The organism is Armatimonadota bacterium, from assembly GCA_018268395.1.
GTDB lineage: Bacteria > Armatimonadota > Fimbriimonadia > Fimbriimonadales > Fimbriimonadaceae > JAEURO01.
Genome location: JAFDWQ010000001.1, coordinates 302,202 through 317,043, shown reverse-complemented (window position 1 = coordinate 317,043; position 14,842 = coordinate 302,202). Strand labels below are relative to the sequence as shown.

12 protein-coding genes and 1 tRNA gene are annotated in these 14,842 nt (G+C 64.2%); 5 read left to right on the top strand and 8 right to left on the bottom strand.

The window, feature by feature from the left end; translation table 11 throughout:
* Positions 1 to 75 precede the first annotated feature (75 nt).
* The 4 genes from tilS (at position 76) to JST30_01340 (ending at position 4,650) form a co-directional block, all read left to right on the top strand.
* Complete coding sequence (gene tilS, locus JST30_01355) at positions 76 to 1,452, top strand: tRNA lysidine(34) synthetase TilS (protein ID MBS1712962.1); 1,377 nt, start codon at positions 76 to 78, stop codon at positions 1,450 to 1,452.
* Between the two features lie 151 nt (positions 1,453 to 1,603).
* Positions 1,604 to 3,472 carry an ATP-dependent zinc metalloprotease FtsH gene (gene ftsH, locus JST30_01350; protein ID MBS1712961.1) on the top strand — a complete coding sequence of 623 codons (1,869 nt, stop codon included), beginning with the start codon at positions 1,604 to 1,606 and terminating at the stop codon, positions 3,470 to 3,472.
* A 45-nt stretch (positions 3,473 to 3,517) separates the two neighbouring features.
* On the top strand, positions 3,518 to 3,862 hold the full coding sequence (locus tag JST30_01345) for a hypothetical protein (GenBank protein ID MBS1712960.1): 345 nt from the start codon (positions 3,518 to 3,520) through the stop codon (positions 3,860 to 3,862).
* Positions 3,863 to 4,032: 170 nt separating this feature from the next.
* Positions 4,033 to 4,650 carry an aminodeoxychorismate/anthranilate synthase component II gene (locus JST30_01340; GenBank protein MBS1712959.1) on the top strand — a complete coding sequence of 206 codons (618 nt, stop codon included), beginning with the start codon at positions 4,033 to 4,035 and terminating at the stop codon, positions 4,648 to 4,650.
* Between the two features lie 4 nt (positions 4,651 to 4,654).
* Here JST30_01340 and JST30_01335 read toward each other — a convergent pair whose 3' ends face one another.
* From JST30_01335 to JST30_01315, 5 genes are all read right to left on the bottom strand, one after another.
* On the bottom strand, positions 4,655 to 6,334 hold the full coding sequence (locus JST30_01335; protein ID MBS1712958.1) for a hypothetical protein: 1,680 nt from the start codon (positions 6,332 to 6,334) through the stop codon (positions 4,655 to 4,657).
* Positions 6,335 to 6,402: 68 nt separating this feature from the next.
* A complete protein-coding gene (locus tag JST30_01330; protein MBS1712957.1) occupies positions 6,403 to 7,080 on the bottom strand; it encodes a hypothetical protein in 678 nt (225 codons plus the stop codon).
* A 56-nt stretch (positions 7,081 to 7,136) separates the two neighbouring features.
* A tRNA-Pro gene (locus JST30_01325) sits at positions 7,137 to 7,213 on the bottom strand.
* Positions 7,214 to 7,227: 14 nt separating this feature from the next.
* On the bottom strand, positions 7,228 to 7,584 hold the full coding sequence (locus JST30_01320; protein ID MBS1712956.1) for a hypothetical protein: 357 nt from the start codon (positions 7,582 to 7,584) through the stop codon (positions 7,228 to 7,230).
* A 40-nt stretch (positions 7,585 to 7,624) separates the two neighbouring features.
* Positions 7,625 to 8,815, bottom strand: coding sequence for an MFS transporter (locus JST30_01315; protein ID MBS1712955.1), 1,191 nt, complete (start codon positions 8,813 to 8,815; stop codon positions 7,625 to 7,627).
* Between the two features lie 727 nt (positions 8,816 to 9,542).
* Between JST30_01315 and JST30_01310 the strand changes: the two genes are divergently transcribed.
* Positions 9,543 to 10,679 (top strand): hypothetical protein, encoded by a 1,137-nt coding sequence (locus JST30_01310; GenBank protein ID MBS1712954.1) that lies wholly within the window; start codon positions 9,543 to 9,545, stop codon positions 10,677 to 10,679.
* Positions 10,680 to 10,691: 12 nt separating this feature from the next.
* Here the strand turns inward: JST30_01310 and JST30_01305 are convergent, their stop codons facing one another.
* The 3 genes from JST30_01305 to JST30_01295 form a co-directional block, all read right to left on the bottom strand.
* Positions 10,692 to 12,266 (bottom strand): glycosyltransferase family 39 protein, encoded by a 1,575-nt coding sequence (locus JST30_01305; protein ID MBS1712953.1) that lies wholly within the window; start codon positions 12,264 to 12,266, stop codon positions 10,692 to 10,694.
* 109 nt (positions 12,267 to 12,375) lie between these two features.
* Positions 12,376 to 14,334, bottom strand: coding sequence for an amidohydrolase family protein (locus tag JST30_01300; GenBank protein MBS1712952.1), 1,959 nt, complete (start codon positions 14,332 to 14,334; stop codon positions 12,376 to 12,378).
* Positions 14,335 to 14,391: 57 nt separating this feature from the next.
* On the bottom strand, positions 14,392 to 14,805 hold the full coding sequence (locus JST30_01295; GenBank protein MBS1712951.1) for a VOC family protein: 414 nt from the start codon (positions 14,803 to 14,805) through the stop codon (positions 14,392 to 14,394).
* Positions 14,806 to 14,842: the final 37 nt, after the last annotated feature.

Below are 14,842 nucleotides of genomic sequence, written 5' to 3'. Positions count from 1 at the left end.
GCGTCCACCTTGGCTAAGACTTGAAGCGTCCATAGTCGTCACGCCCTTCCGGGGCTCAGGCGGTACCCTTCCGCAGTGCTGAGCGAGTTCCGGGCGAGCCTCCAATCTACCGGGCTGATCCCGGCCGGCGCAAGAGTCCTTTTAGGCTACTCGGGCGGAGCCGACTCGACGTGCTTGCTCCATTTGTTGCACGGTTGCGGAATCGACGTGGTCGCCGCCCACCTGAACCACCTTCAACGGCCCGAAGCCGGAGCCGAAGCCGAGCGTTGCGCCGCGTTCGCTGACAGCCTCGGGGTCGAGTTCGTCGGGGGGACGGCGGACGTGCCTGCGATCGCCCGCGACTTTAAAATCGGATTGGAAGAAGCCGGTCGCAAAGCCCGGTACTCCTGGTTCGCATCGGCGAAAGCGGCCGCGTCCTGTGACGTGGTCGCGACGGCCCACACGATGGACGACCAGATCGAGACCGTCCTCTTCCATTTGGCCCGAGGTACGGGTCTAGACGGCCTTTCTGGCATTCCCGCGAAGTCCGAAGGCCTCGTGAGGCCTCTCCTCGACTTCCGCCGCGAAGAGACCCGCCGCTACTGTACGGAGCTCGACCTGTGGTTCCACGACGATCCTGCGAACGACGATCTCGCGAACGCCCGCTCCCGGATCCGGGCCGAGGTCGTCCCAGGTCTCGAAGCGGCCCACCCCGGAGCCGCCCGATCGATCGTCCGGCTCGCGGCGATCGCGGCGGAGGAAACGGCGTTCCTGAACGGCATCGCTGCGGGGGTCTTGGAGTCGGCCGAAGTCCGATTGAACGGCCGATTGTGGTTCTTGACCAAGGACTGCGAGGCCGCGTTCGACCTTCCGAAAGTCTTGGCGGCCCCGCGGGTGGCGTCGGTCCGGGCGTTACGACTGCTCGCAGGTTTCTTCGGCCCTGGCCTCGACCACGACGCGACCTTGCGCCTGATGTCGTCCTTGGAGTCCACCACCGGCTCCTGGACCCTGGAAGGGGGGGAAGCGGCGATCGAGTGGTCCGAGGGTGTGCTTCACGCCCGCAACCTGGCTCCGGACGGGCCACACCGGGAGCTGTTGACGGTCCCCGGTCGGTTGGAAAGCGATTACTTCGGGTGGGCGCTCGAATCCGTCGTCGCGCCGACAGAAGGCTTCGTACGGCCCCGCGGCGCGCTCGAAGCCGTCGTCGATGCCGACGCTTTGGTCGCCGGCGTCCACTTGAGGGCCGCGACTCCGGGCGACTCGATCGTGCCTTTGGGGATGTCCGGGTCGAAGAAACTGAGCGACCTGTTCCAGGAATCCCGCTTGACGCAGGCCGCCCGCTCAAGGCTTCCGATCGTGTGCGACATGGCGGGGCCCGTATGGGTGCCTGGTCTCGCCCTTGCAGAAAGGGTCAAAATAACCGAGAATTCACGACAAGGCCTTTTGTTCCGTTTGGCTCCGTTTCCGTCCTAGACCCAGGTTCGGCGACGGAACGCTCTGAAGCCGTGGGACGTAGGTACACCAGAAGGCCGCTGTTGCCGGTGGAGATAGCTTGAAGAGACCTAGTTCGACCATCCTCGTCGTCGCCGCCGCCGTCGTTCTGCTCCTGATCTTCGGGGCGAACATGTTCGGCGGGTCCGGAAAGTGGCCGTTGGCCGGACCGGCGCCCGAGAAGCTCGACTCCGTCCGGTTCACCAAGGAAGTGAACAACCAGCGGGTCGAAGAAGTGACGTGGCAGCAGCTCGACCTGACGGGCAAGTTCACCGACGGGAGCCGGTTCATCGTCGAAGGGTTCGGAGACCCGAACTCGCAGAACGCCGGCCAGCTTCAGTCTACGTGGCGCGAAAAGGGCATCAAGGTCAAGATCGAATCCGGAGCCGGCGGCCAGGTCGCGCTCACGATCCTCAGTTACATCTTGATGCCGATCATCATGCTCGCGGCGATCTGGTTCTTCATCATGAGGGCCTCGCAAGCGAGCGGCAACCAGGCCATGAACTTCGGCCGGAGCCGGGCCCGACGGGCAGGCGAACACGGCCCCAAAGTCACGTTCGAGGACGTGGCGGGCATCGACGAAGCGAAGGCCGAACTCTTCGAAATCGTCGACTTCCTGCGCAACACGAAGAAATATGTCGCCCTCGGGGCCAAGATTCCGAAGGGCATCCTTCTGACAGGCCCTCCCGGCGTCGGTAAGACCCACTTGGCGCGGGCCATTGCGGGCGAAGCGGGAGTCCCCTTCTTCCATATCAGCGGCTCGGACTTCGTCGAGATGTTCGTCGGCGTCGGTGCGGCCCGCGTCCGAGACCTTTTCGAAACGGCGAAAGCCCACCGGCCGTGCCTGATCTTCGTCGACGAGATCGACGCGGTCGGACGTCAGCGCGGCGCCGGCTTGGGAGGCGGCCATGACGAAAGGGAGCAGACGTTGAACCAACTGCTCGTCGAGATGGACGGCTTTGACCCGAACTCGGGCGTCATCCTGATCGCGGCCACCAACAGGCCCGACGTCCTGGACCCCGCCCTGTTGCGGCCGGGCCGGTTCGACAGGCAGATCGTCGTCGACGCCCCGGACGCGGGAGGACGGGAAATGATCCTGAAGATCCACGCGAAGGGCAAGCCGCTGGACAACGAGGTCGACCTCGCGATCATCGCCAAACGGACGCCTGGCTTTACGGGAGCGGACCTCGCGAACGCTTTGAACGAAGCCGCGCTTCTCGCAGCCCGGCGCAACCGGACGAAGGTCTCGATGGGCGACATCGAAGAATCCCTCGACCGCGTCATGGTCGGCCCGGCGCGAAAGAGCCGCCGCATGATCCAGAAGGACCGGGAACTCACCGCTTACCACGAAGCAGGGCACGCGATCGTCGGCGAACTGCTCGAGCACTGCGACCCGATCCATAAGGTCACGATCTTGCCTCGCGGCATGGCCCTCGGCATCACGTGGTCCCTGCCGGAGATCGAAAAGTACAGCGTCAGCCGATCGGAACTGTTCGACGATATCGCGATGGCGCTTGGCGGCCTCGTGGCCGAAGAACTCGTGTTCGGTGAACGGTGGACGGGAGCGAGTGGAGACCTCGAGCGGGTCACCAGGATCGCGCGCGCCATGGTCTGTGAATTCGGCATGAGCGACAAACTCGGGACGTTGGCGGTCGGACGCCGGTCGCGGAACCCGTTCCTCGGCCGTGACTATGCTGAAGACCGCGATTATTCCGAAGAGGTGGCGCGGCTGATCGATGAAGAAGTCCGCCACATCGTCGATACTTGCCGCCAAAGGGCCACGGAAATCCTGACCCAGAACCGGGAAAAGATGGACACGGTGGTCGAAGCCCTTCTCGACCGCGAGACCCTCAGCCGCGAAGAGTTCATGTCGATCATGGAAGGGCGACCGATGCCGCCCGCAGCTGAAAAGGCCGAACCGACGGAGGACATGGGCACGGAGGACGCGGTCGAACGGCCGACTCAACCGGCGCCGCCGAGACTCGAACCAGGTACGGCGTGATCACACCGATGCGGTATGATGACGCTCTCTTCACTCGAAAGGTTCATGAGCGTCCAAGAACAATATGACCGGGGGTTCGGGTTGCGCTGTGAGGGCCGCTATGGGGAAGCCCTCATGTGGTTCCAGCAGGTGCTGGCGACCGATCCGGAATTCTGGCGGGCCCGATGGCAAGTGGCTCTGATCCAAGGGTTTCAGGGGGATTTCGACGGTTCTCTCGACGGGCTGAAGAAGATCGTGAACGAGTTTCCCGACGAACTCGAAGTCCGCAACGACCTAGCCATGACTTATAACATGCTGGGGTACTCGGACGAAGCCTGCGCCGAGTTCCACGAGATCTTACGGCGCAATCCCGATCACGAGAACGCCCAGCGCCAGATCAAATACTGCTGAAAAAGAGAGCGGGAGCACTGTCCCGCCCATCGAGCTTCACTCTTCCTCTTGCCGGCCTCTGACGGGCGGCTCAAGCCAGTTTCGACCCCGAACGTTAAGGGACGCGCAGGTCCCAGCACCCGTCGACCGGGCTCCGGCGCCTCAAGCGACTACAATCTTGTGTGCCCCGCATCGTCGTCATCGACAACTACGACAGCTTCACTTACAACCTGGTTCAGTACTTGGGGCAGTGCGGAGCGGAGTGCACCGTCCGGCGGAACGACGAAACGGACCTCGAAGGAGTCGCCGCGCTAAGTCCGGACGGCATCCTGCTTTCCCCTGGACCGTGTCGGCCGACCGACTCTGGAGTGTGCCTCGACATCGCAAAGTCCGCGCTCTCTCCAGGCACGGCCGTCTACGGCCTTCCGCTCTTCGGCGTCTGCCTCGGGCACCAAGCGATCGGGACGGTGGGGGGCGGAACGGTCGACCGGGCGAGGACCATCCGGCACGGGAAAACCAGCTTGGTCGAACACGACGGACGAGGATTGTTCTCAGGTCTCCCGAACCCGATGACGGCCGTCCGATACCATTCGCTCTCCATCTTGAACGGTGCGGTGCCGACCGGCTTCATCGTGACAGCCCGATCGCTCGACGACGACGAGATCATGGGCGTCCGGCACGAGACCTTGCCGATCGAGGGCGTCCAGTTCCACCCCGAGTCCGTGATGACGGAAAACGGGATCCAGATCGTGAGGAACTTTGTGGACGCGGTCGTGTCCGCCCGATCGTCGGACGGACACGGCTCTTAGCGCGTCACTTACCTGGAGCGATCAGCCACGGGATGCGGCCCTTGCCGAAGAAGTACTCCCAAGCCGTCCTGGCGTTCGGATAGGATTTACCTTCGAGGTTGTTCGGATCGAGCGTTTCGGCCTTCTTCACTTCCTCTTTGGCGAGGTCGCGGGCGGTCTCTCCCGTCTGAGTGAACAAGGCGGCCGCGTAAGCCCAGTGGGCCGGCGCGTAGTCCGGGCCCGCAGCGACGGCCGCGCGACCCATCTTGATCGCGTCTGCGCTCCGGCCGTCCATGAGCGCCACGATCGAGAGGCCGGTCAGGGCTTCGAACGAACCGGGCTTACCGCCCAGGGCCGCGTCGAGGTACCCCTTGGCCAACAGCCGTTGCCGCTTGGCATAGTCCGGATCCTTCTCCATGTCGGTGCGAAGGGAGAAGTAGACCGCTTGGTTGGCCCTTTCGACGAGGACGTCGTAAGCCGCAGGTTCGGCGAGCAAGGCGGTCTCGAACCGAGTCCGAGACTGGTCGAAGTCCGAAGCCATGAAGGCGAGGGCGCAAATGTCGTAGTTGATGACGGGATCCTGCCCCTCGGCGTTGGCGAGAGAGGTCAGGATATTGGCGGCGGTCTTCGTGTCGGCGCGACGGAGGGCGAGATACGCCTGAGCCGTCTTGACGCCGAGACCGGTCGGATCGTCCAAGATCGCTTCCTTCTCGGCATCAAGGGCCTCGGCGGTCTCGCCGAAATACGCCTTGAGGCATGATCGGAGCGCGTAGCCGTATCCGTCGGCCGAACCGTACTTTTTGACGTTTTCGATCGCCTGCACGGCCTGTGAGAAGCGGCCCGCACGGATCTGGGAATAGATCAATCGGTTCGCGACATCGTTGTTCCGGAAGTCCTTCTTGAAGATCGGATCGAGTTCGCTGATGACCCTCGAGTAGGCGCCCGCACCGATCAACGCGTCCATCTTGGCCATCCGGTTCGAGTCGTCGATCGTGCCGATCGAATCGACCACATGGTCCAGTGCCGCCCGGCGGTAGGTCGTAGCCTTCAACAACGCGTCGTTCATCGCGGTCGCCGCCGACATCTGGTCGCCACCGGCCGCGGCAGTGGCGAACGCTTTACGCAGGTAGACGGTCGACGCGACGCTGAGGGCCTCGGCGTCGTTCGGCGACGAGGCGAGCACGTCACCGACGTACTTCTCGGCCATGTCGAAAACGCCCTTGCCAACGTTCGCCCGGGCCATCAACAGTCGGGCCGGGTTGCTGTTCGCATCGATCTTCAAGGCGACCTTGGCTGCGGCGATCGCTTCGTCCCAGTTGCCTTGGGCGACAGCGTCGCGGGCCTTGTCCAAGTGCGCGCCGATGCCCGCGTTCAAGCCGTTGTCGATCGTGACTTTGACGGTCCGCTTGACCGACTCTCCCGCCTTGTTGAACGCGGCGAAAGTCACTTCGAACTCGCCTTGCGGTTCGGTCAACGTGTCGACGGTGAACTCGTACGGGGTGCTTTCGTCGGTGTCCCTGAGGTCTTTGCCGACATAGAACTCGACACTCGTGACGAGGCTGTCCGACGTGACGCCGATCCGGAACGTGTACTCGCCGGAAATCTTGTCCCCGTCTTTGACGTTGGGAGAGAGGGTGATGCCGGCGAACGCCGTCGTCGACAGGGTTCCGGCAAAAAGGAGGGTCGGGACTATCCGGGTTCGCATGCTTCCGTTGGTGCCTCGCGCCCCATTATGACGCTTCAAACCCCGAAAGAATTCGCACGACCGGGGGACTAGATGTTACTGAACCTCCGCCAGTGCAGGAACACCCTCACCGGATAGGTCGAAAAATTGATCAGGTCGCGGTAGAGGTCCGCCACCGCCGCCCACGCTTCGTCGGGACGTCGCCGCTTCACGATCATCGAGAGGTCGTACGTGTAATAGAAGGTGTAGAGCGCGCCGACCGCCCATCCCGCGGCCGCGTTCCAACCCGGCACCCGACCGGCCAGGGTCATCGAGACGCAGAACAACGCCGACGCCACGTTGCAAAGGACGAACTGGCCCGTGTAACTAAAGTCTTGTCCGCAGAACAGGGAATAGGCCCCGAGCGCCGACGAGACCACCGCAAACGAGAACACAGGGAACTCGTTGTCGTCCAAGCCCCGCAACCACAGACCCGCAAAAGCAAGGACAGGGAGCAACACGGCCAGGCTGACCGCACCGTCCCACCGAGATCCGGAGGCGGTGCGCCGGACAAAGGTCAGCGCGACCAGGCCGGCAGCGAAAGCGAAGGCCCAGAACGTCGTCGTGCCTTCGAACGGCCGCCAGAGCCCGAACGCGGCGACCACCGCGACGGAGAGAAAGTGCCGTCCGACGACCGTGCGCAAGAAGCGCACCCGCTCGCGGTACCTCGCGTCCGCGACGTTGCCGGACACCGTGATCGGTTCAGGGAAGTAGGGCGGGACGTACACGACCGCGGAAGGTGTTCCTTAGAAACGTTCCGTCCTGGCGGACGGGCCGGGAAGTCTGGTCGGGATGAGAGGATTCGAACCTCCGACCTCCTCGTCCCGAACGAGGCGCTCTACCAAGCTGAGCCACATCCCGACTGGGATCACGGATTATACATCCTTCGCCGTCGCGGTAGGGCGGCCCTCCTCCGGGCCTTGCTCCGACCGATCGGGCTTCGAAAAGGACTCGGGGGCCGAGGAGTACATCTTCACACCCTTCGTCGCGAACAGCGAACCGATGACGGCCATCACGACCAAGAGCAGGATCTTGACGATCAACCGGACGAAGTTCAGCCCGACGACGTTAAAGTCGATCGGCTTGCCTGGAGCGATGCCGAGATTGATCTGTGGCGCCTTAGTGAACAGGTCGTACGCCTGCCAGAACGTCGCTCCGATCAGGGCGAGGCCGGCCAAGAACACAAGACCGCCGACCGACAGCGCGAAGCCGTCCCGGCGATTACCGGGCAATCGGAACCTCACGCAACGGTCGGCAGTGCGGCATTCTCGTTCAGGATACCGCCCGAGGTGCGGCGGCTTCCGGTTGGCGGACAAGGCGGGACATGACGACCGGTGCGAGCATGGCCCCACCGGCGAACGCGTAGGGCAGCCACGGCGCGGTTTCGTAAAGCGCGTTGCCGACGATCGGGCCCGAGATCCGGGCGACCGCGCCGAGCGATTGGGTCACGCCGAAGATGCCGCCCACGATCGCGGCGGGCGCAGCCCTGGAAATCAAGCTGCTCAGGTTCGGGCCGGACAGTCCGGAGCCGATGCCGAGACCCATGGCACCGAGCAACTGCGGGATCCAGACCGGGGCGAAGGGGACGACGGCCAGTGCCGGGGCTTGGACGAGATAGCCGATCCGCATCAAGTTCACTTCTCCGTAACGTCGTACCAGTCGAGGGATGAAAGCGCCTTGGAACACCGCTGCCGTCGCACCCACAAGGACAAGGACGCCAGAAGTCTGGAGTTGGTCGATGTGGAACACGTCATGGGCCAGACGGAAGTACGTGCTCTCGAGGTTCGAGAACGCGAAGTTCGCCAAAAGGAACAACACGAGCAGGAAACCCAATCCGGGCGTCTGTAACGCCATGAGGAGCTTTCCGACCGGTCCTTTGCCGTGGAATGCTTCCGGCTCGGAGTCTTTCGGGGGCGCGTCCTCGAGGAAGAACGAGACGAACAGCAGGTTGACGACGGCGAACGCGGCCGACGTCAGGCCCAACAACAACGGGTCGCCGTGACCGAGCCGGATCATCAGCGAGCCGAGAGGCGGGCCGATCATGAAACCGATTCCGAACGCCATGCCGAGACGCCCCATCGCGCCCGCCCGCTCTTCAGGCTTCGTCACGTCGCTGACATAGGCGTAGGCGACGCCGAGGTTGGCCCCCGCAACGCCGAGCAATGCGCGGGAGACGAACATCGTCGGCAGGCTGTGGGCGAATCCGTACACCACCGACGAGACGGCCGCCAGGGAGCAGGTCACGATCAAGACCCTCCGGCGGCCCGCAATGTCGCTCCATCGGCCCAACAGGGGCGCGAACACGAGCTGAGCGACGCTGAAGGTCGCGAGCACCAATCCGGCGAGGACGCCACGGGCACCGAGCGACTCGGCCCGGAGCTGCACGTCCGGGATGACCGTTCCGAACGAGAGCATGTCGAACATGACCGTGAAGAAGACGGCGAGCAGCGGCTTGTGGCGCAAGGCCCGATTATGGCGGCGGGCCGAAAACAAGGGCGGCCCCCTTCAGCTTCGAAGGGCGCCGCCATGAAGGAGCGAGATTTTCGGTTATGGCCGCCGGTCCGCTTCCGGCCCCAGTGGTGACAGAGGGCCTTGGCCGCCGGTCAGGCGTTCTGGAGGTTCATGGACACTGAACCGCGCCCCCGAAAGGGCCCGGGTGGTCGTCAGTGCCAAGGGGTTCGACGCACCGGCACGACACGCTTCGACGACGCCCGTGGGGCGGTCTCTACGGTCGATGTCCAATGCGCAAATCACTCGACTCCTCCTCCGGGACAAGCCCGGTTCTTGCATCGGCCGACGAGGTTAGCTGACGGGTTAGGGCCAAGAACCACCCTTGCCGATCGCTCGGCATTCACCCCAGGTCTGGGTCCCCCGTAGCGCCCACAGGCGGCGCATTAGGCCTCGGAATCGGCGGTGCGGACACCGCCTGTCACTATTATACGCCTGTAAGTCGCGATTCGTGCCAGCCGGCAAGGATGCCAGGACGATCGGAGGCCTTGGGTTCGGCTGGTCCGGACGTACGGGTCGGTTCGGGGGGCCAGGCCCGGACCGGGACGTGGTCGGACAAGCTCCTCCGAGACAGGTCGCGGGTTCCGACCCTTGCCCTCGCCCCCCTGCCGGACAAAAACCTGTCGCAAATGTCAGGCCCGTCCTTGGCCTCTTCGGCGCAAACCGCCTGTACCATAACGGCGTGAAGCCGATGCGACGATTTCGGAGCGCCCTGACGTGCCTGGCGGCCGTGGCGGGGTGCACGGCGATGGCCGACGTCTACGACTTGAAGGCCGACTGGAACGAAGGCAGCAACCCGAACGGCGTCTGGTCGTTCACTGAGGGCGAGAACCTTCTCCCGCACGTCGACTGGTGGCAGCGGAACCTGGGGGGCTGGGCCATTGCCCAGCCCGGATGGGCGAAGTCCGAGGACGGTAACAACCGCCTGCCGTTCTATTTTCGCAGCAACGGGTCCGAAACTTTTGCCCACGATTTCGTCGCCGGAGACATCGTCTGCCACTCCTGGGACCCGACCAACGGCGTCGGAACGACCCACGGCAAATCGAGGTTCACAGCGCCCCGTCCGGCCAGGGTCAATATGGCCGGCAACACGTGGATGGGCCGCGACATCGGCCGTTCGAACGACTGGTTCCTCTTCGTCCGTGGCGTCCAGGTCTCGACCGGAAGCATCGCCTCGGGCGACGCGTACTCACGCGCGGTCCCGATGGACTTCTCGGCCGGATCGGGCGGCGCCGCCGCCTTGACCGGGCACTTGCTCGACACGGGCGACAGGATCGACCTGGAGTACAGGACGACGTCGGTCGGCGACTTCGTCGGGATCAACCACACCGTCACCGAGACGAAGGTGTTCCAGCGGGCGGCTCCTGGCTCGGTCGCGGTCAAACTCGGCAAGCTCACGGCAGGTTCGTTGACGAGCCTTCTGGCGAGCGATGGGAACGCGTTCAAAGTCTGCAAGTTCGTCGTGCCGAACCAAAGCGCGGCACCGGTGAACGTCGAAGTGAGCGGCACGTCGCCGATCGCCAATCCGACGGAATTCGTCTTCCGCCTGCGCGCACACACGGTCAACGGCGGTCAGTTCCAGCAGACGCTCGAGCTCTTCGACCAGCAGGCGGGCGTGTTCGACCCGACCGACGTCTCGGTCGCACCGATCAATACGGTCTACGGTGAGCAGGACGTGGTCGGCACGGGAACGTTGTCACGGTACGTCGGGGCCGGGTCGGCGGTGAAGGCCCGTTACCGGGTGCGGGCGGTGGGGGCGACGGCGGTCGCCCTTTGGTGCCACGAAGCGGACAAAGCCGTCTGGATGATCGCGCCCTAAGCCCCCCTTAGCTTAAGGCCGTTTCAGGCGGTAGACGTCGAGCGCGCCCTTGACCGATGTCTCGAGCTCATAGTTCTGCGCGAAGAACTCGCCAAGGACGGGGGTGCGCTGGATGCGGACGATGCCGTCGATCGGTTTTTGGAACGGCATACGCCACACCCGCGCCACGACGATGACTGCGGGACGCTTCCGTACGATGTCTTCGATGAATTCCCGAGTCCAGACGGTGCGCCGAGGGGCCTGGACCTCAAGGCCGTCGGGATAGATGAACCGGACGGGCTCGCGCCGTTCTGCTAGGAAGCTCAAGGTCGGGGGCATTTGGGTCGTCCAGACGGTGTCGGACGCCGACGTCTGCTTCGCGATCCTTTTGGCAAGGGCGCCCATGTCGGCCTGCGTCAGTGGAGGGTCGCCGTAAGAGGTCAAGAACTTCGCCGCATAGGCGTCCCAGTCCCGGGTCGCGACGAGGGTACCGATCCGGGCCCATTGCCCGACGAGCGACGGCTCACGGCCCTGCTCTTCGCCTGGTTTCAGGAACGTGGAGACGTTCAAGGCGACGAGAATGACGGCGGCCAGCCCTCCGACCAGAGCCGCAGGCTTCTTCGTGGCGGCGGTCAGTCTTTCGAACCCGACGCCGACGCCGACTGCGGCGAAGACGTTGACGAGATACCAGTGGTAGCTCCAATACGCGCCTTGATAGACGGTCAATGCGAGTGCGGCGAGGACGGCCCACGCCACCGGCTTGAGCGACCTCTCCTTGAACGCGACGACGACGCCCGCCCAATTGGCGATGATGACGAGCCACAGACCGCCCGCCATCGCCGCGAGCCACGCCAACGGATCGAACGGCGGCTTCGTCCGCTGTGCGACAAAACTGCCTGCGAATTCGAAAAGGGTGTAAGCGGCTTCGGAGACGGCATGGTGCGCCTTCAGGTAGACGAGAACGGCCCCGAAGACTGCGGCCGCACCGACGAGGGCTGGCCCGTTCCGACCTTTGCCCGCACCCAGGAACGTCCACGGTATCGCGAATACGGCGAGGGGGGTCTTGACCATGACGGCATAGGCTAACAGGGCTCCGGAAAGGAGGTTCACGGCCCATCCTGTCCGGTCTGCACCCCTCAAAACGAAAGCCCAGATCAAGAACGGTGCGGCGAAACCCTCGGCCTGGAGACCCAGGCCGGAGACCGCCACTCCCCAATAGGCCACGAGGGCGAACAGGGCCGCGCACCAGGAACCCGGTCGGCCCGCGTACCGGGACGTTAGGACGAAGACACCTGCGGCCGTAGCGAACGCGAAAAGGGCGTCCAACAGCGCAGGCGCCCACATGTGGCGGCCGAACACGGCGAACGCGGCTGAATAGAGGAACGGAAAGCCGGGAGGTTTGACGTCCCAGACGTCCTTATAGAGGCCGTCACCGTGCAAAAGCCGGTCGCCGACATAGGCGTATAGCGCGGGGTCGCCGTCGAGCGGCCTGGGTACGAGAGGCGCAAAGAGGGCCGTAGTCACGGCGAGAAGCACGACGGCGACGACGGTGCCGCCTTTTGCGACAGCACGCCGGGCTTCGGCCTCGACCGGCGCTTGTACGTCCATGGACTCCTCCATCCCGCCTCACCCCGGTTCCGATCAGAGCGGCACCGGTCGGACCATTATAGGCTCGCTTTTCGTTTCGAGCGGCCGGTGGGCCGTGAGAACCGCCTTGTCAACCTTCGGACCGGCGGAACCGGGGCGGCGCAAAGCCCGCAAGTCTCCAAAGTCGTGCCGGATCGTAGACGCGGCCCGCCGCCACGACCGTGCGAACGTTTCGGATGTCATGGATGGACTGGACCGGGTTCCCGTCGACGATGACAAGGTCGGCCCGCTTTCCGACTTCGACGGTGCCACTGTCCTTGAGCCGACCCATGACTTCGGCCGGGATCCTGGTCGCCGTGAGAAGGGCCTCTGTAGGCGTCAGTCCGCCCTTGACGTAGAGCTCGAGTTCACGGTGAAGGCTGTGGCCCGGTACCGTCTGGTCTGTTCCGGCAACGACTTTGACGCCAGCCTTGTAGGCCCGGCCGACGACCTTGCAGAGCGACTCGAAGTTCCGGGCATCGGAAGCTTCGCCCCCTTGCCGACCGGACATCAAGGTCGGCTTGAGTGCCGGGGCGACGAAGGCGAGCCCCGGCTCGAGCGAAAGAGCCGGGACGGTCTTGTCGTGCATCATGGATTCGAAGACGGCGAGGGTGGGATCGAAGACCGTCCCATGGCTTCGCATCGCTTCGACCGCTTCCAAGAACTTCGGGGCGTCGAGGTCACGGTCGCGTCCGGCGTATTGGGACAGGTAGCCCACATGGTTGACCATGTCCATGCCGGCCGCGATGCCGTCGAGCAGTCCCACGCCGTCCGGAAGGTGTCCAGTGACCGTCATTCCGACGTTATGGGCCTCGTCGCAGACCGCTTTGACGAGCTCGGGCTTCAGGGAGCTGTAGATCTTGATCTGATCGAAGCCTTTCGACTTATAGAGCCCGACGACGGCCTTAGCATCGGCGACACTGTTGACGCGTTGCCTCCCCAAGGCATAGGGGCCGTCACCGTCGAGGATGCCGGCGAGCAGGAGGCGTGGACCGATACCTTTGCCCGACGCGACCGAGTCGCGGACAGCGGTAATGAACTCCAACACGTTCCCACAGTCACGGATCGTCGTCACGCCCGCGGCCAGGTACACGGGGCCCCACTCGGCTTGCTCGTAGTGGGCGTGCATGTCCCAAAGGCCGGGAAGGACGGTCTTGCCCCGGGCGTCCACGACCTTTGCCCCGGAAGGTACGGGCGTGCTGGCCCGCGGCCCGATCTGGGCGATCCGACCGCCCTTCAGGACGATGACCGAGTCCTCGAGGACGGCAGAGCCGGTTCCGTCGAAAAGGCGACCTCCGACAAGGGCCGTTAACGGCGCAGGAGGTCCGAGCGCCCCCTTGGAAACTCGGGCCAGTTCTTCCGTCGCGTCCTGACCGGCCAAGGCCGCGAACCGGCTCAAGAGCGGTTCGAACCGGTCCGCCACGGCCTCGAAATGGTCGAACTCCGCATCGCGGCAGATCACGGCCGCAAGTCCGCCTCCTGCATCGGTCCAGACCGTCTCGATGCCCCAGATCAGCCCTTTGACGGTGTAACGTTCCAGTTTGACCTTGCGGCCGTTCAGGTCGAACGAATCGGTCTTACTGTGCCGGATTTCGACGGTTCCGGCCGGAACGGTGCGAAGGGTCGCGGGCTTGCCCGCCGCAATCCAGGTGCGGATCAACCGGCCTTGAAACGTCGCGGGCGCGTAGCCGCTGACCAAAGCCGGCTTGCCTGAAACGGGCTCGGTCCGGACTTTTCCCGCGACGGTGACTTTGGCCTGTCGGCCTGTCACGTCGACGCTCAGGTCGATCGGTACCATCCGGGCGACCGAGCCCTTGATGACCATCGACTTCGGGCTTGAATCCTTGCCTGCCACGAGCTTCGCCGTCAATCGGACCGGGCTACCGCGGTCTGTGAACTGGAACCGGACGTCCGTGACGGTCTTTCCGCCAATGGTCCGGACCGTTGCCGACTCGTCGCCGATCGGCACCATGAACTTGTGCACGATGTAATGGTCCGTCTTGACCGATGTCGCACCAAGAATCGAGGCGGCCAGAACGGTACTGAGCATGACAGTCCATTCTGGCCGACCTGTGACAGGGTTGATCCCGCACGTAACGAGGGACGGCTACATGGGGGCCGGCTTAAAGAGCCAGATGTGAGCGCCGAACGGATCCTTCATCAGGGACATCCGGCCCACGGTCGGAACGTCGAACGGCGGGACGATGACTTCGGCGCCTTTCGATGTGCACTTCTCAAGCCTGGCGTCGACGTCGTCGACGGAAAGGTAGACCGCCCAGTGCGGCGGGACGTCCTTCATGTCGGGCATCTCTGACGTCGCCATGACGCCCGCGATCCCACGGCCGTTTTTCGTGAGCATGTGGTACTTGCCCATTTCGCCCATGTCCATTTCCTGAGTCCCAAAGTCCAGACACTCGGTGTAGAAGTCGATCGCGGGCCGGCCCTGTGGCGCGTAGAGCTCGTGCCAGATGAACGTGCTGCCGACCGTCGTGATGAATTGATCCATGTCTTGTTCAGGCATGCCTTTGTTTACCTGGCGACGGTCGTCCGGAGTGCCG